The sequence below is a fragment of the Actinoplanes xinjiangensis genome (genome assembly GCF_003148685.1).
GTDB lineage: Bacteria > Actinomycetota > Actinomycetes > Mycobacteriales > Micromonosporaceae > Actinoplanes > Actinoplanes xinjiangensis.
Genome location: NZ_QGGR01000030.1, coordinates 1 through 21338, shown reverse-complemented (window position 1 = coordinate 21338; position 21338 = coordinate 1). Strand labels below are relative to the sequence as shown.

The window sequence follows — 21338 nt, the reverse complement described above, 5'->3', positions numbered from 1 at the left end:
ACCATGCGCCGGGCCGGGGCGAGCTCGGGGAGGCACCGTGGGGATGACCCGGCAGCCGTACCTCCGCGGTTAGGTTGGGGAGATGGCGACCACAGTGCTTCGCGTCCGTCTCATCGGCGGCGACCGTATGGACATCACCTACGAGCGACCCGAACTGTCCAGCGAGGAAGACCTCATCGAACAGGTGATCACCACGCTGGCCGAGGACTCGGGAGCACTGCACTGCAAACACGGTGACCGGCTCGTCGTGCTCTATGGCCGCGGCGTCGCCGCGGTGGAGGTCGCTCCCCGCGGCGCCGTGCTGTGACCCGACCGCACCCGCGGACCTATCCGGGGGTGCGGTGCTGCAGGGTGGAGATGAGGGCGAGGGTCGACTCGGCGCCCTGGTTGAGGTTGGGGCCGTGCAGGGTCAGCCCGTCGTAACCGCCGCCGGTCGCCGGGTCCCACATGACCTGGCCGACGTCGTTGTCACCGAGGAACCAGTCGATGGACCGGCGTACCCCGGTGTGCCAGATCTGATCGCCGGTGAGGGTGGCGGCGGTGGCGCAGGCGTCCGCCAGCGCGGCCACCTCGATCGGTTGCTGGTCGTGGCGTAGCCGGGGGCCGCCGTGCTGCCAGCCCGCCGACGGCAGGACCGACAGGCGGTCGTCGCTGATCTGGATCTCCAGCAGCCAGGTCAGCATCCGCAGGCCCGCGGTCAGGGCCGGCGGGTCGTCGAGGAGATCCCCGGCGGCGATCAGGACCTCGGCGAGGGCGGCGTTGGCGTACGTCAGCTTCTCGTGCGGCCACGGCCACTGCGGGTCGGGACCGGGAGTGCCGATGGCGATCGCGGCGTCGGCCAGCAGTTCGGCGGCCGGCTCGTTGCCGGGGTCGGCTCGCAGCAGTTCGGCGGCCCCGAGCGCGGCGAAGGCCATCGCCCGCGGGTCGGTGGACCGGCGGGCCGCTCCCTGCGTGAAGGCGAGAAGCGCTTCCTGGCGGATCCACCGCAACGGTGAGCGCGCGGCGGCGGTGCCGAGGCCCCAGAGGGCGCGGCCCCACCAGTCGCCGAGCCCCGGCTGGTCGGTCCAGGTCCGGCCGAAGTCCAGCCGGTTGTGGAACGCGCCGTCGGTGTCCTGTGCGTGGGTGAGGAACGCCAGATAGCGCTCCGCGAGCCGGAGGACCTCGGCGGACGGGTCGAGCTCGCGGCTGGTGACGACGAGGCCCCGGGCGACGTCGTCGGTGCAGTACCCGTGCTCACGGCGGACGGTGGCGTGCCGGGCGTGTTCGAAGAGACCGGTGTCGTCGGTGAGCCGCACCAGGTGGGTGAAGGGCGCAGCGGGAACGGCCCGGCCGGACCGCGTGGTGAGGGCGGCTCCGGCGGTCATGCGCCGGCTACCGCGACCGGACGGGCCCGGGCGCCGATGACAGTCGTGGCCAGCTCCTGGTACCGCTGGGCGACCGCGGGCCACCGCAGCACCGGCTCGGCGTGGCCGCCGCGGGTGCGAAGTTCGGCCGCCAGAGCGGGCTTGGTGAGGATCTTGCGCACCGCGGCCGCCAGGGCCGCCGGGTTCCGATGCGGTACGAGCAGCCCGGGCCCGTCGGTGAGCAGCTCCACCGCGTGCGGGAAAGCGGTCGCGACGACGGGGATACCGGCCGCCACCGCCTCGACGAGGACACCCGAGGTGACCTGTTCGGTGGAGTCGTACGGCAACACGACGACATCGGCGGAGCGGATCAGGTCGCCCAGCGCCGCGTCATCGAGGTAGGCCGACTCGTAGTGCACGTCATGCGCGATGCCCAGGGCCGCACCGAGCTGGTGCAGGCTCGCCCGGTAGGCCTCGCCGTGCTGTTCGACGACCTTGGGATGGGTTCGGCCGGCCACGGTGTAGACCGGCGCCGGCTTCACGCTCTGCAGGCGGGCCAAGGCGCGCAGAGCCCACTCGATGCCCTTTCCCGGGCCCAGCAGACCCCAGGTGAGCAGATGCGGCCGGTCGTCGTAGCGGCGGGCGGGCTCTCCCGCGAAATCGGAGGCGCCGTGCGGGATGACGCAGACCTTCGCCGGGTCCACGGCATAACCGAGAAGCAGCCGGTCGTGCGCCGCCTCGGTGATCGCCACGACCGCACCGGCGGCGGCGACGATCTGTTCGAGCAGCGACTTCTGCCGCGGCGTGGGATGGGTCAGCACGGTGTGCAGGACGACGATGCTCGGTACGGTGAGCCGGCGCAGGACGGACAGCACCTCTCCGCCGTCACGGCCGGGGTAGATGCCGTACTCGTGCTGGACGACGGCCACGTCGAAGGTGTTCAGCACCTCGGCGCTGTCACGCCAGCCGGCCGGCGTCGTGTCCACCCAGGTGTGCGCCACACCGGCCGCGGGCGTGACGTCGTCGCCGTTCACGGCGACCCGCACGATGCCGCTCGGCCCGGCGACCTCGGCCAGGTGGGCGGCGAGAGCGGAGTTGAAGGCTGCCAGACCGCACCGGGTAGGCGGGTGGGTGCTGAGGAATCCGTACCTGATGGTCATGGTGGCGCCTTCCGATAGCCGGCCACCCTCGGCGCATCGGTCGATCGGATGCGAACCACGGTGCCGGAATGTCTGCGGGCCGACCGTTGCCGGCGGAACCGATGGTGAGACGAGCGGGCCGGTCAGATGGTCGGCGACCACGCGGCGCGCATCGAGGCGTGCACGGACCTGTTTCCGGCAGCCGGGCGCGGGATGCCGACGCTCACGAGGATGTCTCTTCGGACAACGTCGCCAGATCGAGGCGGAGCATGGCCAGCAACCCGCCGTGCTCGGTGGAGTCGATGCGATCCGGGAGCTCCCGGTCGACGAAGTCAGCCCTGGCCTGCTGGCCGCGATCACGGAGAGCAGCGATGACGACTGCCTTGGAGATGATCATTTCCGGCTTTCTCGAGTCACTGGTCGGCGGCGTAGGAAGCCGCCGAAGTCCGGAGCGACACCCTCAGCCTACGCCTGCCCCGGCGCAGCCTTCATGGCCGGACGACCGGAACCCCTCCGGCCGGCTGACGTGCCCTGCCGGTACACCCATCAACAGGAACTTCTCCCGACGGCACCGGCGCGGTTTGCTGAAACGGACAGAACGGCAACCCAGGAGGAGATCACCATGCGTGGTGCCGTCATGCACGGCCCCGGCGACGTCCGCGTCGAGGACCGTCAAGGCACTGCTGCGCCCGTAGCCGCTCGCCGATGTGGAGGCAACCGATGAGAAGGACACTCGCAGCACGCGCCCTGCCGTTCGGCGCAGTGCTGTCCACGGTCGTCGGACTCACCGTCGCCGGCTGTGGTGACGGCGGTCCCTCCGGCGACACCCGGGTCGGTGCATCGGCGCCCGGCAATGTGCGGAATGCATCCGGCGCACCGACCGGCGCGTCACCTGGTCAGGAGGGGTGGATGAGGATCCGGATCGTCATCGGCGATCAGCGTTTCCACGCCACGATCGCCGACAGCGCCGCCGGTCGTGACCTCGTCGCCCAGCTCCCGCTGACCATCGACATGACCGATCATGGTGCGGTGGAGAAGACCGGTCCGCTGCCGTCGCCGCTGTCCACGGCGGGCCAACCGGACGGCGCCGACCCCGCGGTCGGAGACGTCGGCTACTACGCACCCGGCAACGATCTCGTCCTCTACTACGGCGATCAGTCGTACCATCCCGGCATCGTGATCATCGGCCACCTGGACGGCGACGCCGCCGCCCGCATCGCCGACCTCCAAGGCACCGTCACCGCGACCGTCGAAACCCAGGCCGGCTGAAAGCGGCCACGGGGAACGTCGCCTGTGTGATGGTGGCCGTGCCGGCCGGCGGAGCCTGCTCGTGCATGGTGATCTGGTGGCCTGGTTTCAGGTGCCGCCATCCTTCCGGGCGGAGCGGAGCCAGGCGGACCGGTCCGCATGCGCTCGGTTCGAGGTGGGGTACCCGTTCGACCCAGATGCGGGCGACGCGCAGGTCGGGATGTCCCTCCGGCATGACGAGCCCGACGTTCCAGAGAGGGCGCAGTATGCCGTCGCCTGGTATGGCGGTTCTTCGGGCACCCGGCTGTGCGGGGTCGACCAGGCGGAGGTCCGCGCGGATGATGCCGTGGACGGTCTCCGCAGCTCTCCAGTGACACCAGGCCTTGGCGCGGTGCAGGTTCATCTCGGCTGCCGCGTCTGCCAGAAGATTCCAGTACGACGTCTCGGTTGCGTAGGCCTCGCCCAGTTCCGTGAGGAGGTCGAGCGCGACCTCGTACTCGTTGTGGTCGAGGTAGTCGATAGCGTCCGCCACGGTGGATCCGGCCTCGCTGGTGGCCGATCGAGGGACCATGACGGCCGCCTGGCGCAACGGGTCGAGGCTGTCCATGCTCGGGATTCTTCAGCACGGCTCGATCGCGGTCGCTGACGTTGCTGCGCAGGAGGGTGTAGCCGAGAGTCCTTCGGCAGCTCAACCAAGGAGCGGATCGGTGCTGCAAGTTCTTGCATCCACTGCGCCGAAACCTGGGGTGATCACTGCTCGTGACGAAGCCCACGTTGTTCATGAAGGCCTTATTTGAACACGTACAGCCTCTATCGAACCGCTTGCGTTCATGACTGCGAGGCCTCTTGTGAATACCCAACGTGATGATTCGCCTTGACTGATCCTGGAAGAACTTGCAGTCTCTGCCTGATGTTGCAGCGAGCGTTGCACCCTCCGCAGCGATCTGAGAGAAGGAAAGCGATGCACCGCACCACTGGGATCACCTCGAGACGCCGGACCATGGCGGGCATCACCCGCATCCTCGTGCTGGGCATGGCCGCACTGGCCGCCATGGCGGCGCCGGCCGCGGCGGCCACCCCCACCACCGACGGCACCCCCGTGCTGCACTTCGCGGCCGACGGGACCGACCGGCTCGACGGAACCCTGGAGGCGAACCGGCCCGTCGTGGTCGACTACGACCTGGCCCGGCTCTCCCAGTGCCGCAACCAGTACGCCGGCGGGGACGCCTGGAGCATCGGCGTCTACTACCGCATCGACGGCGGGCCCATCACGACACAGGCGGTCACCCGGCTCGACGAGAACCGGCACAACGTCAAGGTTCCGGTCAGCATCGACCTGCCGCTCGGCGGGCAGGACCTGGAACTGTGGTTCCACGCCGGCGACCGGACCGGATGCAGTGAGTACGACTCGCGGTCCGGCGCCAACTACCACTACGCCATCGGGCAGCCCGCGGTCGCCACGTTCGGCGCCGACTGGTCCGAGTCGGTCACCGGCACGATCCGCGCCGGCCACGGCCTCGCCATCCGGTACGACACCGCCCGCCTCCCGCAGTGCCGGGAGACCTACCACGGTGTGGCCGCCTGGCACATCGACGTCCTGTTCCGCTTCGACGGCGGCCCGGTGCGGTCCCAGGCCCTGACCGGTGCCCACGGCACGCCCGTTCCCGCCACCGTCGACATCGCACCCGGCACCCGGGAGCTGGAGCTGTGGTTCCGGGTCACCGGGCAGCGCAGCGGCTGCACCGCCTACGACTCCGACTTCGGCGCCAATTACGCGTACACGATCGCCTGAGCGCGAAGGAGAGAACCCGTGCGCACCCTGATCCGTCTCCTGTTCACCCTGCTGCTCGGCGCCGGCGCGGCTCTGGTCCTAGCGATCGCGCCCGCCTCGGCGTCCCCGCCGCCGCCCCGGGAGTTGGGCGCGCCCAACCTGACCGGCTACTGCCAGTCGCTGGGCCACGCCGCGGCCGTCCTGTCCGGTGCCACCGCCTACGACTGGCACTGCCGCACCGCGGACGGGCGGGACGCCGGCATCGCCCTCGACGCGGCCTGCCGCTGGACCCACGGCATCGACCAGGCCGTCGACCGGATCGGCGACTTCCACCGCCCGGAGAGCATCGGCTGCTGGCGGGTCCGCTCCGACGTGGTGACGCCGGACTTCGACCGGTACTGCCGGAGCATCGGCGCCGACGGCGCGGCGCTGACCGGTGACACGGTCTACGACTGGCACTGCGTCACCGGCGGCGCCCCCACCGACATCGACGTGCTCGCGGCATGCCGGGAGACCACCTTCGGCTACGCCACCGTCGACCGGTTCGCCGACTTCCACGACGCCCACTCGTGGCAGTGCCGCGTGTGAGACATCCCTGAATCCTCCGGTACGGCGGCGCGCGGCCGCCGTACCGGAGCGCTCGCTGTTCGAGGCCTTTTGCCGGTCCGCCGCGGCCGCGGCGGCCACCGCTCATCCGGGATGGTGATCCGGTTGTTGCAGGGCGGCCATCTCCTGGCGGATCAGCAGCTCCCGATGGGTGTCGCGGGTGGCGTGGAAACACTCCGCCGCCTGGCGCAGGTGCTCGAGCGCGGCCGCGGTGTCACCGCGGGACAGATGGGCGTGACCGATGTTCGCCAGCGTCGCGCCCTCCGCCTCGCGATAACCGACGGCCCGCAGATCGGCCAGCGCGGCGTGGAAACCGGCCAGTGCGGCGTCGATCTCACCGGCGCGCAGGTGCAGCATGCCGATGCTGTCCTGGGTGTGCCCGGCCCCGCCCCGGTCGTCGTGCCGCCGGTGCAACTCCAGAGCGCGCCGCAGGTGCACCAGCGCGGCCTCGTTCTCGCCGAACTCGGCCAGCAGCGTGCCCAGATTGTTCAGGACGGTCCCGAGCCTGCGGGTGTCGCCGGTGCTCTCCCGCAGCCGGGCGGCCTCCTCGTAGACGGCGCGGGCCTCGGCCAGCTGATGCTGCTCGACCCGCAGCCGGCCGAGATTGGACAGCGCGCCGGCCACCGCGTCGGTCATCCCGGCGGCACGGAACGCCTCGACGGCCCGCTCCAGGTGTTCGGCGGCCTCCGGCAGGCGACGGGCGATGGCGTACGCGATCCCGGCGCTGTTGTGCAGTGCCGCCTGTGCCGTCGGCCCCGCCGTCTCCCGGGCGGCCGCCAGCCCGGTCCGGTAGATCCGCAGACTGTCCGGCCCGTCACCGTGCATCTGGAAGTACGGCCCGAGCAGATACGCCATCTGCCAGCCGCGTTCGGGGTGCCCCTCCTCGACGGCGAAGCGCACCAGGCCGGGCAGCATCTCCCGGACCTGCTCCAGGAACGCGAGCGGGTCACCGGTGAACGCCGGTATCGCGGGCGGCGGCGGCTCGGGTATCGACACCGTCGTCCGGTACGGCGCGAGAGCGGTGTGCGCGGTGTGGAACGCCGCCAGATACCAGTCCAGGAGCCGGATCACCGCCGCCGACCGGTCCGCCGCCGGCTCGTCGGTGGCCAGCCGTTCCCGCGCGTGGCGGGCGATCAGGTCGTGCATCGTGTAGCGGCCCGGCGCCGGCTGTTCCACCAGACTGGCGTCGGCGAGCGTGCCCAGCACCGTCTCGATGCCGTCCGCGGTCCCGGCTAGGGCGGCCGCGGCACCGGTCGGGGCGATCTGTCCGGGCACCAGACTCAGCAGGCGGAAGAGCCGGGCCGCGGGCGGCGGCAGCTTCAGATACGACAGGTCGAACGCCAGCCGGACCGCGGCCTGCGAGTCGCCCTCCACGCTGAGCGCGGACAGTGCCCCGGCGGCCTCCCGCAGGTAGGACGCCACCGGCCGCTCCGGGTCGCCCGCCAGGTTGGCGCCGGCGATCCGCAGCGCCAGCGGCAGGTTGCCGCAGACCTCGGCCAGTTCCGCGACCGCCGCCGTCTCCCGGGCCCGTCCGGGGAGACGGCCGTCGCCGAGAAGGTGGTGCAGCAGCGCGACCGCGTCCTTCGGCGCCAGCGGGACCAGCCCGATGCGGCGGGCACCCTCCAGCGCGACCAGCCCACCGAGCCGGTTGCGGCTGGTCACCACGACCACGCAGCGCGGGTCGCCCGGCAGCAGCGGCCGGACCTGGTCCACACCGGAGGCGTTGTCGAGCAGCAGCAGCATCCGCCGGCCGGTGACCGCGGTGCGGAACCGGGCCGCGGCCTCGTCGGCGCCGGCCGGAACCTCCGCGGCCGGCACGCCCAACGTCCGCAGCAGCCGGCCCAGCGCGTCGGCGGCCGACAGCGGCGGGTCGGTGGCGAAGCCCCGCAGGTTGAGATAGATCTGCCCGTCCGGCAGCCGCTCCCGGACCGTGACCGCCCACCGCAACGCGAGCGCGGTCTTACCGACTCCCGCCGGGCCCTCCACCACGACCAGCGGCGTCGGCGCGTCCAGCATCGTGTCCAGTTCCACGAGCGCGTCGTCGCGGCCGATGAGACGACCGGGAGCGACCGGCAGCTGGGCCGGTACCGCGCCGGCGGCGGTCGCGGATCCCCCGTCGGCGCTGACCGTCGCCGCCACCGTGCCGGCGGTGGCCGTGGATACCGTGCCGGCGGTGACCGCCGGTTCCGGAAGGTCCAGCGCGGGATCACCGCGCAGCACCGCCTCATGCCGCCGGCGCAACTCGGCGCCCGGCTCGGTGCCCAGGTCACCGGCCAGCCGGGCCCGGGCCCGGCGATAGACCGCCAGCGCATCACTCGCCCGCCCGCTGCGATACAGCGCGAGCATCAACAGCGACGACAGACCTTCACGGTACGGGTACGCCTCGGCCAGTTCGGTCAGCGCCGGTACGGCGGCCAGGTGCCGTCCGCATGCCAGTTCCGCGGCCAGCATCGCCTCGGTGGCGCCCAGCCGCTGCTCGGCGAGCCCCGCCCCGACCCGCTCCCGCAGTGGCGCATCGGCCACATCGGCCAGCAGGTCGCCCCGCCACAGCGCCAGCGCGTCCCGCAGCACGCCGGCGCGCCGTGCCGGATCATCGATCGTCTCGGCCTGTGCCACCAGAGCCGTGAACCGGTGCGCGTCCACCCGGCCGGGCTCGACCGCCAGCCGGTACCCGTCGCCGTGCCGGTGCAGCCGCGCGTCACCGGCCGCGCCCAGCGCCCCGCGCAGCCGGGAGACGTGACTGTTGAGGGTGGCCCTGGCCCGTTCCGGCGGATCACCCGCCCAGAGCAGGTCCACAAGCCGGTCGACGGCGATCACCCGGCCGGGCTGCAACAACAGCAGGCCGAGCAGGCAACGCTCCCGCCGGCGCCGGCCGAGGTCGACGAGTGTCCCCCGCGAGCGCACCACCAGCGGGCCGAGGACCAGGAAGTCCATGATGTACGGGAGTGTAGGCGGGGCAACCCTCCGGAGGCCAGATCAATCGACAGATGACCATCAATGGTTCGCCGCGGGCGCGGGGCCGGGGCATCGCGCCCGCGGGGTCACGCCGCTCGCCGCCACCCGGCGAACGGCTCCAGACCGGCGAGCCGGGGCAGACCGATCGCCACGGCACGCCCGAAGTCCGCCGCCAGCTTCTCCACCATCGCGATCAGCGCGGCACGGTCGTGGCGGACCACCGCCGGATCCGGCATCCAGGAGGTCCCCGAGCGGCACTCGACGTCGACGGCATCACCACCGGCCGAGAAATGCAGGGTCCGTTCAACCCCTTGCCCGTACATGTCCATCTCGCACGCGCGGCCGGACCGCAAGCCGTCCAGCACCTCCGGTACCGCCTCCATCACGGTGGCGAGATCGTACGCGACGTCCACGTACCACTCTTCGGCTCCGAAGCCGCTCGCGTGGAAGCGGCAGTCGGTGGCACCGAGGAGGCCGCACACCGCCATGACCAAATACGGATAGCCGGATCGGTCGTCGTCGCCGAGGTCCCGGCCGGGTGTGGCCGGACCCGACGGGAGGTCCAGCCACAGCCGCAACGAGGTTGTCAGCACGGTCCCGAGATCGGGTAGGCGTTGCGGTACACGCCGTTGCGCATCGGGATCACCCAGGCCCGTTGAGCCGGGACGGGATCGGTGCCGTCCGGCATGATCACCTGTCCCAGGCCGGGCGGGATGCAGACGATCCGTGGCTGCCGATTGTTCGGGTCATAGATGCTCCGCAAGAACTCCGCCGCTCGGTCGTTGTCCAGCCACTGACCCTGCTCCTGCCCGGTGCCCCGTGCTCTGCCCTCCAGACCACGCCGACGATCCGGTCCCGCGCCGTGCAGGGAGAACGCGTGCCCGAACGACGCCTGGCTCCGCCAGTTCCAGTTGATGCTGCACTCGTCGTTACCGGGCGCCCGGGCCGCACCGGCCAGCCCATGATAGGTGGGCGAGGACACGACACCGCAGGCCCGATTCTTGAACTTCTGCAACTGCCGGAGCAGGTCGGCACCTCGGGCGCCGCCGAACAGCCATCCACCCAGCGGGATCATCGAGAGCAGGCTGAGCATGGCGCCCTCCTCGTCGCCTTCGAGGTAGGCGAGGAAGGCGTCGAGGGCGTCACACGGCTCGCCGACGAGCGGGATGAATCCGCAGAGCGTGAGGATGATCTGGAAGACGACCTTGACCTGCGCGTCCTCCCGCGCGGTGATGTCCTGCTGGAGCTGCATGATGGTGTCGCAGTGCTCACCGTGCCCATATCGGATGGTGCACCAGTTCTCCTCGCCGGCGATCGCGTCGAGCAGTTCCCCGCCCTTGCACTTGATGCCGTGCACCTTGTGCACGATCGTGCACTCGGGCAGTCCCTCGGTGCCGTCCTGGCCGGCCTTACGGCGCGCCTCCTCCTCCGCGCGCTGCTTGGCGATGCTCAGGTCCAGGGCCTCCTTGGCGAGCCGGCCTGCCTCGGCGGCGTCCGCGCTGGCGTCCAGGGAAGACTGGAACGCCGCCGCGGCGGACTTCGCCGCGTCCTGGGCCGAGACCCGCGCCCGGTGCGCCGAAGCGGCCGCCGCCGCAGCGGACCGTTGCGCCGCTGCCGCGTCCCGTTCAGCCGCGGCCGCCGCGGTGGATGCGCTCCGCGCCGACTCCGCCGCTTGCGCCGCCGACTGCTGAGCCTGCCGGGCCGACTCAGCCGCCTGATCCGCGTACCCGCGGGCCTGTTCGGCGGACTCCCGAGCCTCCAGCGCGTAGCCCTCCGCCTCGGCCGCGGCGTTGCGCGCCCGAGCCGCCGCTGCCGCCGCCTCGGCTGCCTGCCCGTACGCCGCCGCGGAGTCCCGGGCCGCGTCCTGGATGATGGCCTGCACCTTGGCGACGTGCGCCGCCGCCTCGGCGTCACGCTGCGCCGCCCGGAACCGCTCCACCGCGAGGAAGTCGCGTACCGCTGCACGCGGGCCGGCCAGAGCGATCTGCCCCGCTGCCTTGACCTCCGGACCACCGGCCGCGACCGTACGAGCGATCTCGATCCGATCGTCATTCTCGGCCGCGGCATACCGGCCCCGGGTGAGGAATGCCTGCCGATCGGCGTCGGTGCCGTTCAGGGCCGCCTGTGCCGCGGCCCGGGTCGCCGGGCCGCCGGCCGCCATCAGCGCCGCGATCTTGATCCGGTCGTCGGCCTCCTTGCCGGGGTACGCCCGGGTCCGGAGGAACTCCCTCACCTGGTCGGCAGTGCCGAACAGTGCCGCCTCGGCCGCCGTCCGGGCAGCCGGCTTCTCGGCCGTGTCCGCCAGGTGAGCCACCTTGGCCCGGTCGTCCTCGAGGGCGGCCTGGTCCAGCCCGGTGGTCACGAAGTGGGCCACGTCCGCCGGTGTCCCGGCGAGCGCCCGTTCCGCCGCCATCCGGGTCCACGAGGCGCCGGTGGTCAGCAGCCGGGCCGCCACCCGCCGACCATTGGCCGTGACCGTGTCGGCGGGTGCGCCGGCCTGGCGCGCCGCGGCCAGCCACCCGTTCGTCTCGGCGTCCCGCCGCGCCTGCTCGGCCTGGTCCCAGTCGGCCCTGGCCAGGTTCGCCTGCTCCTCGGCCCGATCCGCCTCGGCGATCAGGACCGCCTGGGCGGTCGCCGTGGCGAGCCGCTCGGCATCCGCACGGCGCGCTGTCTGCTCGACATCCCGTGCCTTCTGCACTGCGGCGCCGGCCGCTTCCGCCGCGGCCATCGCGGCGGCCGCGTGTTGTGTCGACTTCGCCGCCCAGTCCGCGGCCTGCCCGGCGTGCGCCGCCGCGTCGTCGGCCGCCGCCGCGGCGGCCTCCGCACGGTTGGCTGCCTCCTGAGCGAACCGCATGGCATCCGCCGCGTGGGCGGCCGCCTCCCGCGCCAGGGTCTGCGCCGCGGTCGCGGCCCTGCGTGCCTCGGCGGCCTTCCTCCGGGCCTCGGCGGCTGCCGCCCGCGCCCGGGCCGCCTCGGCTTGGGACACCCCGGCGTGACCGGCGGCTTCGGCGGCCGCGGCTGCGGCCGCCTCGGCGTTGATGATCGCGTTGCTGGCCGCCACCGCGGCGTCCCCGGCAGCGCCGGCCGCGTCTCGGGCTGCCGCAGCGGCCTCGGCCGCCTTGCGCGCCCCGGCCGCGGCGTCCCTTGCCCGCTGCGCCGCCTGCCGCGCGGCGTCGGCCTTGTTCGCATCGCCGGCCGCGTCCGCCGCCGCGGTGTACGCCCGTGCGGCGGCGTCGCCGGCCAGGGCCGCGGCGGTTGCCGCCCGGGCGGCCGCACCGGCCGCCACCCGTGCCGCGTTGCTGGCCGCGCGGGCGGCGGCGATCGCCGTCTGCGCTGCCTGCGCCGCCCGGCGCGCGGCGTCCGCGGCCCGGCCGGCGGCGGCGGACGCCTTGGCCGCCGAGTCGCGGGCGGCCTCGGTCTCGGCCGCCGCGCGCTGTGCTGCTTCCTTGGCGAGACGGGCTGCCTCGACCGCCCGGTCGGAGGCGTCCTTCGCGTCCTGGGTCTCCTGCGCCGCGAGCAGACCCGCTTCCCTGGCGATGCCGGCGAGTTGTGCCACGGTCAGCAGTTCCTGGTCCCGCGCACGAGCCACGTGCTGACCACTGACCAGGAACTCCCGAACATCCTGCGGCGACCCGCTCAGTGCCGTACGGGCCGCGGCGCGGACCGCCGGTCCCCCGCTGGCGATGATCTGCGCCACCAGCATGCGGTCGTCGGCGGCCCGGGTCTGGTGCTGTTGGGTGGCGAGGAACTCGGCCACGTCGTCGGCCGTGCCGTTGAGCGCGGCCTGGGCGGCCTGCCGGGTGGCCGGGCCGCCGGTCGCCAGGACGTTGGCGGTTCGCACGCGCTCGTCCGCCACCCACGGGGTCCGCCACCCGGAGGCGAGGAACGCACTCCGGTCGGCGTCCGAGCCGTTGAACGCCGCCTCGGCTGCGCGCTTCATCGTCGCACCGCCCAGTCCGGCGAGTTGTTCCACTTCGGCCCGGACATCGTGGGCGCCGGCCTCCTGGACGCCTGTCTCGGCGAAGGCGCGCAGGTCGGCGTCGGTTCCGGTCAACGCCGTCTCGGCGGCGCCGGCGACGGACGGCCCGCCGAAGCGCATCAGCTCGACGGCCCACTCACGCAGTTCGGTGATGTTCGCGAGGTACGGTTCGGCCGCCGGGGTGGCCCGGGCCGGCTCGGCCGCCAGCGTGGCCAGCATCACCGAGGCGGTGGCCACCGCGATCCAACGTCGAAACGCTCTCATGATCGGCCCCCCGTCAGATGTGGTCTGCGGTGATCTCGGCGAACTGCAGCAGCCGGCCCGCGCCGGCCTTGATCCGGACCCGCTCGGCGTCCTGTGCCGGGAACAGGAACCGCTGCGGCGTCGCCCCCGGGGCCGGATGGCCGGTGCGGCTGACCACGGTGTGCCACGTCCCGCCGCGGAACACGTCGATGGTGAAGTCGGGCGGGAACGTGCTGCCGGACGTGCGGGGGTAGATGTCGACCCGGTTCAGCGTCCGCGCGCCGGGGAAGGCGAACTCCACCCATTCGGGACGGTCGGCGGCCGGCGGATCGAGCGAGCTCCACCCGTCGGCACCGGACACGCCGTCGTTGACGTACCGCAGGGACCAGCCCCAGTTCTCGGTGCTGCTGGCCGCGGTGGTCACCGCGTCGGCGAGCAGGTTGTTCGACAGGTACGCCTCCACCTCGGCGAACTGCACGTGCAGGCCGGAGCCGGTGGACACCCGCAGTCGCTCGACGGGCTGCGGCGGGAACTGGAACCGCTGCGGGGCGGCGCCCGGGTGCGGGCGGCCGGTCTGGGTCACCACGGTGCGCCACTGGCCGTCGCGGTACGCCTCCACCGTGAACGTGGCCGGGAAGCTGTTGCCCGCGTTCGAGCCGTCGGACCGCGGGTACAGGTCGATCCGGTTCATGGTGCGGGTCTGCGGCAGGTCGAACTGGATCCAGTCGTTGCGGCCGGCGACCGGGTCGGAACTCCAGCCGATGCCCTCACGGCGCACGTCGTTGACGTACCGCAGGGACCAGCCCCAGTTCTCGATGGTGCTGGACGCGGTCACCGTGGCGTCGGCCAGCAGGTTGTCCGACAGGTACGCCTCCACCTCGGCGAACTGGAACAGCCGGCCGGACCCCAGCCGGATCCGCAGCTTCTCCACGGTGCGCGGCGAGTCGAAGGTGAACCGCATCGGCTTGTTGCCCGGGTTCGGCAGGTTGGACCGCTGCAGCGCGGGGAACCACGAACCGTTGCGGTAGGTCTCGATGACGAAGTTCGACGGGAAGTTGAAGCCGGAGGCGTTGCCGTCCGAGCGGGGGAACAGGTCGACCCGGTTCATCACCTGCGGCTGCGGCAGGTCGAACTGCAGCCATTCGATCCGCTGCGCGTTCGGCGGGTCCAGGGAGCTCCAGCCGAGGCCCTCCCGGGCGCCGTCGTTGACCAGGCGCAACGCCCAGCCCCAGTTCTCGGTGCTGCTCGACGCGGTCGGGGTGGCGCCGGCGAGCAGGTTCTTCAGCGGGTTCTGCCGGGCCGGTGGGGTCAGCACCGCGTCGATCCACGGGCCGAGGTCGTCCGTGCGTACCTCGATCGCCTGGTCCTCGCCGTTGTCGTTGCCGGCGCCGAAGCAGCCGCGGTGCGTGGACCGGGAGTGCAGGCCCAGCAACTGGTGGGACCCGGAGACGGACCGGAATGCCGGACCGCCCGCATCGCCCTTGCACGTGCTCGTCGCGGTGCCCGCCGAGCGGGTGAGCGCGACCGTGGTGGCGGTCAGCGCCCCGACGGTGTAGCCGCCGCTGCGCAGCACGTCGGAGGTCCAGTCGGCCGCGCCGCGCCCGTAGCCGGCGGCCACCACCTGGTCACCGGCGGACGGCGCGGTGGAGGCGAGCCCGATCGGCGTGATGCCCTCGGCCGGCGCGGTCAACCGGGCCAGGACCAGATCCCGGTCGGTACGGGGTACGACCTCGGCGATCGTGGTCGTGTGACCGCCGGAGCGGGTCAGGTCCGCGCGGCCCAGGGTCACCCCGGTGGCCTGCGGCGGGGCGCCCGCGGCGACGTTGCCGTCCGCGGCGAGGCACGACCGGGTGGTGGCGATCCACTGTGCCGCGATCAGCACCCCACTGCAGGCCCGCCCGTCGGCGGGTTCCACCCGGGCCACGAACGGATGGGCGGACGTCTCACCCGCCGGCGGCGTACCCGCGACCCGCAGCTCCACAAGCGTGTGGGTGGCGTCGCCGTTGCCGATGGCCTCGTACTCGTGCGGCGGCACCGTGACGGTGTCCGTCTCGCCCTCGAAGGTGGCCTTCGCCGTCACCGTCCGGTCGGCGCCGCGCACCAGGAACGCGTTGGCCAGCTCCAGGGTCAGGAAGCCGCGCGGCCCCCGTACCTCGAAACACGTCGTCTTCAGGTCCGAGCCGACCAGCCGCTCCACCCGCAGGAGATCCGGGTCCGCCGCGCAGTCCGCCACGTACCGGATGTTGCCGTCGCCCTTGATCACCCGCACGCCGTGCTGGGCGAAGATCTCCTCGGCACCCGGATAGGCCCGATCGTCCACCACCGACGACGGCGCTTCCGCCACCGATGCCGGTGGCGCTCCCAGTACTGTTCCCGCCAATGCGCCCGCCAGGGCAACACGCAACCCCATCGATCCCGGCATGGGACACCCCCGTCTCAACCAATGCCAATGCGACGACGGCAAGATAGAAGGGCATCCATGACACCGGCATGACATGCAGGTCAGAGCAAGGGGTACGGTCCATCCGCGGCTGATTCTCCCGCGGCCGCCGGCCGCCCTGTGGTGGTGCCGCGCCCTCGGCATCCTGGAGTCGATCGACCACCGCCGTGCCGCCGGCCTCCGGATCACCGCCGGGCCGAGACCGCCGGGCGGCCCGCGAGAAACCACAGGACGATGCCGATGCCGGGAGCGAGGACGACGAGCCAGATCCAGCGGGTACGCGATCGTCTGCTCAGCGGTGCGCGCACGATGCCGGCGATCGTGGCGGCGAACACGGCCACGTAGGCGGCCAGCGGGAGGGTCCAGAACAGGATGCCGAGCAGGGTCATGGCGAGGTCGGTCATGGTTTCTCTCCTACGAGTCGTCGGTGTCGGTGTCGGGGTCAGGCGTCGCGGCGGCTGAAGCGCAGCACACCGGCGGTCAGGGCGAGCAGCACGTATCCGGCGGTCACCGCGGCCGCACCGCCCTGCGAGAGCAGGTACGGATGGTCGCTGCCGGCCAGCTGCGGGGTGAGGTTGGGCAGCAGTACCGAGGCGAGCCGCAGCTGCCACACCGTCGGCAGGAAGTGCGCGAAGGTCGGCATCACCAGGACGAGCGTGCCGACGATGGTCAGGGCCGCCGCGGTGGATCGCACGACGGCACCGATGCCCATCGCCACCAGGCAGGTGACCGTGACGACCAGGGTGGCGCAGAGCACGGTCGGGATCGCGTCGGTCCACTGGGGCCACGGGTTGATCGGTGCCGGGCGGTCCCCGAGCAGCAGGCGGGCGTCGGCGAACGCGAGCAGGGCGAACAGGGCACCGCAGCCGAGGCCGACGAGTCCGGCAACGGTCGCCTTGGCGCCCATCAGCAGGCGGCGCTGCGGTACGGCCAGCAGCGCCGGGCCGATCGAGCGGGTCGCGAACTCGCTGGTGACGAGCATGGCACCGATCGCCCCGACGAAGAACATCACGAACGGCATGGTCACCACGGTCGGGTCGGCGGTCTCGTAGTTCAACCGCTCGGCGGGGGTGGCCGCGTCGTAGGCGCCGACCAGCATGAACAGGATCAGTGCGCCCAGCGCGGTCGCGGCCATCCCGCCGGCGAGGAACGCCCACGTCGACCGGAGACTGCGCACCTTCATCCACTCGGCGGCCACCGCGTCGCGCCACGTACGGTCCAGCAGGGCGGTCATCAGTTGTTCTCCTTCGCAGAGGCGGCGCCGACGAGGGCGGCGCTGGTGGGGGCGGCGGTGACGGTGGCCCGGTATTCGGCGGCCGAGCTGGTCATCTGCAGGTAGACGTCTTCGAGAGTGGCGCTGCGCGGGGTCAGCGCGTGGATCGGGATCCCGGCGTGCGCGGCGGCGTCGCCGATGGCCGGGGCGTCCACCCCGACCGCGATCAGGTCGCCGTCACCGTTCGGGGTGACGGTGGCTCCCAGCCGGGTCAGTACGCCGGTGAGTTCGGCGGGGCGCGGCGTCCGTACGAGCACGTCCCGCTCGAACCGGTCGCGCATCTCGTGGATCGAGGTGTCCTCGAGGAGCCGTCCCTTGCCGATGATCAGGACCCGGTCCACGGTGACCGCCATCTCGCTCATCAGATGGCTGGACAGCAGCACCGTGCGTCCCTGGGCGGCCAGCGACCGCAGCGTGGACCGGATCCACCGGATGCCGGCGGCGTCCAGGCCGTTGACCGGTTCGTCGAGCAGCACGACGGCCGGGTCGCCGAGCAGGGCGCCGGCGATGCCGAGCCGCTGGCGCATACCGAGGGAGAACCCGCCGACCCGCTTGTGTGCCACCCCGGCCAGGCCGACCTCGTCGAGCACCGCCGCCACCCGGGCCCTGCCGATCCCGTTGCTGCGGGCCAGGCAGGCGAGATGGGTGAACGCGCTGCGGCCGGGGTGCGCGGCGTCGGCGTCGAGGACCGCGCCGACCTCGTGCAGCGGACGGCGGATCCGGTCGTAGCGGCGCCCGTTGATCAGGGCCTCGCCGGAGGTGGGCCGGTGCAGGCCGAGCATCATGCGCATCGTGGTGGACTTGCCCGCCCCGTTGGGCCCGAGGAATCCGGTCACCACGCCGGGGCGGACCTCGCAGGACAGCCGGTCGACCGCCGTCGTCGGTCCATATCGTTTGGTCAGCTCTCGCAGCTCGATCATGCGTCCCATGGTGTCGGCGAGGCGGGGGCCGGCGAGTCTGACCGGGGTCGGAACCGAAGGTATGACCTGGGTCAGACGCGCCCCGGTGGATCACGCCGATAACGTGGGGCGGGTGACACGGGCCTCCGCATTCCAGGTACGCGGCACGCTGATCGACGCGGCCCTCGCCGTGGTGCTGACCTACCAGATCATCGCCGCGACGCTGGATCCGCCGGGCCCGGCGTTCGCCGGTCCGGCCGCGCTCGCGTGGACGGCCGGGGCGGCGGCCGGTCTGCCGCTGGTGGTGCGGCGGCTCTGGCCGGCGCCGGTGTTCGCCGTCGTGACCGCGGCCGCAACGATCGCCACCGCCACGGGTGTCGTCGGTTTCGGCGTCATCTTCCTGACCTGGGTGCCGGTCGCGTTCGCCGGCTACAGCCTGGCCGCCGCGGCCGGCCGGCTCCCGGCGATGACCGCGCTGGTCACCGGCCTGGCCGCGCCCGCGATCACCATCCCGTGGCTGTATCGGCGCACCGGCGTCACGTCCGCGTCGGCGCCGCAGAGTGAGGCGCCACTGTGGTGGCAGGTCGAGACCGGGATCACCGTCGTCGTCATCGCGACGGCGTGGGCGGCCGGCCGGCTGATCCGCCGGCGGCGCGCCCTGCAGGCCGAGGCCGCGCGCCGGGTGGCCCGTGACGCGGTCGCCGACGAACGGCTGCGGATCGCCCGCGAGTTGCACGACATCGTCGGCCACAGCCTGAGCCTGATCACGGTGAAGGCGACCATCGCCAACCACCTGGCCGAGGAGAGGCCGGCCGAGACCCGGGCCGCGCTCCAGACGATCGAGAAGACCAGCCGCTCGGCGCTCGTCGAGATCCGCCGGCTGCTCGACGTGATGCGTGACGACGACGAACCGGCCGCCGACCGGGCGCCCGCCCCGGCCGCCGCCGACCTGCCCGACCTCGTCGACCGGCTGCGATCACCGGCGCTCCACATCGACCTCGACCTGGCCGGCGTCGAGCAGCTGCCGACGGCGGTCGGGCTCACCGTCTACCGCATCGTCCAGGAATCACTGACCAACGTGATCAAACACGCGGACGCGAGCCGGTGCCGGGTGGCGGTGCGTGCCGGCGCCGGGGAGGTCCACATCGAGGTGACCGACGACGGGCGGGGCCGGGCGCCGTCCCGTCGCGGGCGCACCGGCCAGGGGCTGATCGGCATGCGCGAACGTGTTTCGATGTACGGCGGCCGGCTCTCCACCGGCACCCGCCCGGACGGTGGGTTCCAGGTGACCGCCGCCATCCCGTACACGCCGGAAGAGGAGAACGCGTGACCGACGCCCCGCCCGCGCTGGACATCCGAGTGCTGCTCGCCGACGACCACCCGCTGATGCGGGAGAGTTTCCGGGCGCTGCTCGACGCGTCACCCGGCCTCACCACGGTCGGTGAGGCCGGCACCGGCGCCGAGGCCGTCCGGCTGGCCCGGGAGCTGCGACCCGACGTGGTCCTGATGGACGTGCGGATGCCGGAGATGGACGGCATCGAGGCGACCCGCCAGATCTGCGCGGGACCGGACACCACCGCGGTGCGGGTGCTCATCCTGACCACGTTCGACCTCGACGAGTACGTGTACGCCGCGCTCCAGGCCGGTGCCAGCGGCTTCCTCGTCAAGGACGCCACCGCCGCCGAGCTGCTCAACGGTGTCCGCCTGGTCGCCGCCGGGGAGGCGTTGCTGGCGCCCCGGGTGACCCGCCGGCTGATCGACGCCTTCACCGGCAAGGGCAACCCCTCCTCCGGTACGCCGCGCGGCCTCGACGCCATCACCGAACGCGAACGGGAGGTGCTGTCCCTGATCGCCGCGGGCCTGTCCAACACCGAGATCGCCGACCATCTGTATCTGGGTGTCGGCACCGTCAAGACCCACATCGGCCGCCTGCTGCACAAGCTCGCCGCCCGCGACCGCGCCCAGCTGGTGATCGCCGCCTACGAATCCGGCCTGGTGACCGCCCGCGGCACCGGAGTCCAGGGCGCCGCCGGCCAGACCGGGGCCGGCGCCGGGTAGTCGGTGTGGCCGCGATGGTCACCGCCGCGGGAGGTGGCCGCGAGCCCGATGCGGGAGTTCGATCGCTGCAAGAGGGGCCATCGTTTCCTGCTTTCCGGGTCTCCGCCGCTGCGAGTCTCCGTCCGCGGCGGGCCGTCAGACGACGATCACGGTCTTGCCGGGCAGCGTGCCGGCAGCGGCCTGGGCGTGCACGGAGGGCAGCTCCGCGAGCGGGACCCGCTGGGCGACCTCGACCCGTAGCGCGCCGGAGTCGACCAGCCCGGTCAGGTGTGCCAGCTGTCCGGCGTCGCTGCGGACGAACAGGTCGATACCGCGGACACCGCGCGGCTCGTCGCTGGGGGCGGGCATCCAGACCGTGGTGTTGACCAGGACACCGCCGGGCCGGATCACGTCGAGCAGCGCCGCCAGCCGCGCCGGGTCGATCGGGGCGAGGTTGACGACCACGTCGACCGGGTCGACCCCGGTGTGGTCGATGGCCTCGCGCTCCTTGGCGTCGGACTCCTGCGCATCGGTGATGACCTCGTCGGCGCCCGCCGCCTTCGCGCGGTCGGCGGTGCGCGCACTGGTCGTGGCGATCACGTGTGCGCCGGCGCTCTTGGCCAGCTGCACGGCGTAGCCGCCGACCGCCCCGCCCGCACCGTTGATCAGCACACGCTGCCCGCCGGTGAGTTTCGCGTGGTCGAACAGCGCCTGCCATGCGGTGAGGCCGACGGTCGGCAGTGCGGCGGCGTCGACCAGATCGATACCGGTGGGCGCCGGCGCGAGGATCCCGGCCGGGGCCACGACGTATTCGGCGGCGGCGCCGTCACCGGTCATCGGCAGGAACCCGACGACCCGGTCGCCGACCGCGAGGCCGGTCACCTCGTCACCGAGCGCCGCGATGGTGCCGGACACGTCGATGCCGGGGATGTGCGGAAGGGCCACCGGGATCGGGCCCTGCATGAACCCGGCGCGGATGTTGCCGTCAACGCCGTTGAACGACGTCGCCGCGACCCGGATCAGCACCTGGCCGGTGCCGGGGACGGGCTGGTCGACGTCCTCGTGGCGCAGGACGGTCGGGTCGCCGTACTCATGGAATCGGATCGCCTTCATGGCTTGCCCTCGCCTCTTCGTCTGCCGAGTGCTTCGTATTCGAAGCACCCCTGAACCATAACTCGCTTTGAATTCGAAGCAAGTGGAACGAGGTGTGAGCCGGCTGACATCGGGCGCCGCGGACGATTCGTCCAAGATTGAGGAGCCGCAGCTTCGCCTCGCCAGCGAACGCGGAAGCGCTGTGAAGACCAGCAGGTCCTAATACTGCAACCCGGTGTTGCGACTTGAGCAGCGGTCGCTCGTTGACTGGTCATGTTGGGTGGGGCGGTGCTCGCGGAGTGGCAAGCGGGTC

General features: G+C 72.6%; 18 protein-coding genes. 6 read left to right on the top strand and 12 right to left on the bottom strand.

Annotation, left to right across the window (positions count from 1 at the left end):
- Positions 1 to 82 precede the first annotated feature (82 nt).
- Positions 83 to 307: a hypothetical protein gene (locus tag BC793_RS40410; protein WP_109601912.1), complete on the top strand. Its 225-nt coding sequence runs from the start codon at positions 83 to 85 to the stop codon at positions 305 to 307.
- A gap of 19 nt (positions 308 to 326) precedes the next feature.
- Here the strand turns inward: BC793_RS40410 and BC793_RS40405 are convergent, their stop codons facing one another.
- The 3 genes from BC793_RS40405 to BC793_RS50420 form a co-directional block, all read right to left on the bottom strand.
- Complete coding sequence (locus BC793_RS40405) at positions 327 to 1364, bottom strand: glycosyltransferase (RefSeq protein ID WP_109601911.1); 1038 nt, start codon at positions 1362 to 1364, stop codon at positions 327 to 329.
- On the bottom strand, positions 1361 to 2503 hold the full coding sequence (locus BC793_RS40400; RefSeq protein WP_109601952.1) for a glycosyltransferase: 1143 nt from the start codon (positions 2501 to 2503) through the stop codon (positions 1361 to 1363). The genes BC793_RS40405 and BC793_RS40400 overlap by 4 nt, the downstream gene beginning before the upstream one ends.
- Before the next feature lie 202 nt (positions 2504 to 2705).
- Positions 2706 to 2879, bottom strand: a complete 174-nt coding sequence (locus BC793_RS50420) for a hypothetical protein (protein WP_170167340.1) — start codon at positions 2877 to 2879, stop codon at positions 2706 to 2708.
- 323 nt (positions 2880 to 3202) lie between these two features.
- Here BC793_RS50420 and BC793_RS40395 point away from each other — a divergent pair, with 323 nt between their 5' ends.
- Positions 3203 to 3751: a cyclophilin-like fold protein gene (locus BC793_RS40395; RefSeq protein WP_109601910.1), complete on the top strand. Its 549-nt coding sequence runs from the start codon at positions 3203 to 3205 to the stop codon at positions 3749 to 3751.
- On the opposite strand, the gene BC793_RS40390 is transcribed toward BC793_RS40395, so the two are convergent.
- Positions 3720 to 4337, bottom strand: coding sequence for a hypothetical protein (locus tag BC793_RS40390; protein ID WP_109601909.1), 618 nt, complete (start codon positions 4335 to 4337; stop codon positions 3720 to 3722). The genes BC793_RS40395 and BC793_RS40390 overlap by 32 nt on opposite strands.
- 354 nt (positions 4338 to 4691) lie before the next feature.
- Here BC793_RS40390 and BC793_RS40385 point away from each other — a divergent pair, with 354 nt between their 5' ends.
- Entirely contained in the window at positions 4692 to 5522 is an 831-nt protein-coding gene (locus BC793_RS40385; protein WP_146246684.1) for a DUF6209 family protein, read from the top strand.
- Positions 5523 to 5540: 18 nt separating this feature from the next.
- On the top strand, positions 5541 to 6089 hold the full coding sequence (locus BC793_RS40380; RefSeq protein ID WP_109601907.1) for a hypothetical protein: 549 nt from the start codon (positions 5541 to 5543) through the stop codon (positions 6087 to 6089).
- 102 nt (positions 6090 to 6191) lie between these two features.
- Here the strand turns inward: BC793_RS40380 and BC793_RS40375 are convergent, their stop codons facing one another.
- The 7 genes from BC793_RS40375 to BC793_RS40345 all read right to left on the bottom strand — a co-directional run bounded on the left by BC793_RS40375 (position 6192) and on the right by BC793_RS40345 (position 17917).
- The gene (locus tag BC793_RS40375) at positions 6192 to 9041 is read right to left on the bottom strand and encodes an AfsR/SARP family transcriptional regulator (protein ID WP_109601906.1); all 2850 of its coding nucleotides are present in this window, start codon (positions 9039 to 9041) and stop codon (positions 6192 to 6194) included.
- Between the two features lie 107 nt (positions 9042 to 9148).
- Positions 9149 to 9655, bottom strand: coding sequence for a hypothetical protein (locus tag BC793_RS40370; protein ID WP_109601905.1), 507 nt, complete (start codon positions 9653 to 9655; stop codon positions 9149 to 9151).
- Entirely contained in the window at positions 9649 to 13305 is a 3657-nt protein-coding gene (locus tag BC793_RS40365; RefSeq protein ID WP_109601904.1) for an ALF repeat-containing protein, read from the bottom strand. The genes BC793_RS40370 and BC793_RS40365 overlap by 7 nt, the downstream gene beginning before the upstream one ends.
- Before the next feature lie 13 nt (positions 13306 to 13318).
- Positions 13319 to 15628 carry a discoidin domain-containing protein gene (locus tag BC793_RS40360; RefSeq protein ID WP_158319517.1) on the bottom strand — a complete coding sequence of 770 codons (2310 nt, stop codon included), beginning with the start codon at positions 15626 to 15628 and terminating at the stop codon, positions 13319 to 13321.
- A 281-nt stretch (positions 15629 to 15909) separates the two neighbouring features.
- Complete coding sequence (locus BC793_RS40355) at positions 15910 to 16128, bottom strand: PLDc N-terminal domain-containing protein (protein WP_109601902.1); 219 nt, start codon at positions 16126 to 16128, stop codon at positions 15910 to 15912.
- A 38-nt stretch (positions 16129 to 16166) separates the two neighbouring features.
- Positions 16167 to 16958, bottom strand: coding sequence for an ABC transporter permease (locus BC793_RS40350; protein ID WP_109601901.1), 792 nt, complete (start codon positions 16956 to 16958; stop codon positions 16167 to 16169).
- Complete coding sequence (locus tag BC793_RS40345) at positions 16958 to 17917, bottom strand: ATP-binding cassette domain-containing protein (RefSeq protein WP_109601900.1); 960 nt, start codon at positions 17915 to 17917, stop codon at positions 16958 to 16960. Before BC793_RS40345 ends, BC793_RS40350 begins: the two co-directional genes overlap by 1 nt.
- Before the next feature lie 112 nt (positions 17918 to 18029).
- On the opposite strand from BC793_RS40345, the gene BC793_RS40340 reads away from it, so the two are divergent.
- Both BC793_RS40340 and BC793_RS40335 read left to right on the top strand, forming a co-directional pair.
- A complete protein-coding gene (locus BC793_RS40340) occupies positions 18030 to 19226 on the top strand; it encodes a sensor histidine kinase (protein WP_109601951.1) in 1197 nt (398 codons plus the stop codon).
- The gene (locus tag BC793_RS40335) at positions 19223 to 19954 is read left to right on the top strand and encodes a response regulator (protein ID WP_109601899.1); all 732 of its coding nucleotides are present in this window, start codon (positions 19223 to 19225) and stop codon (positions 19952 to 19954) included. Before BC793_RS40340 ends, BC793_RS40335 begins: the two co-directional genes overlap by 4 nt.
- Positions 19955 to 20089: 135 nt before the next feature.
- Here BC793_RS40335 and BC793_RS40330 read toward each other — a convergent pair whose 3' ends face one another.
- Positions 20090 to 21046 (bottom strand): NADP-dependent oxidoreductase, encoded by a 957-nt coding sequence (locus tag BC793_RS40330; protein ID WP_109601898.1) that lies wholly within the window; start codon positions 21044 to 21046, stop codon positions 20090 to 20092.
- Positions 21047 to 21338: the final 292 nt, after the last annotated feature.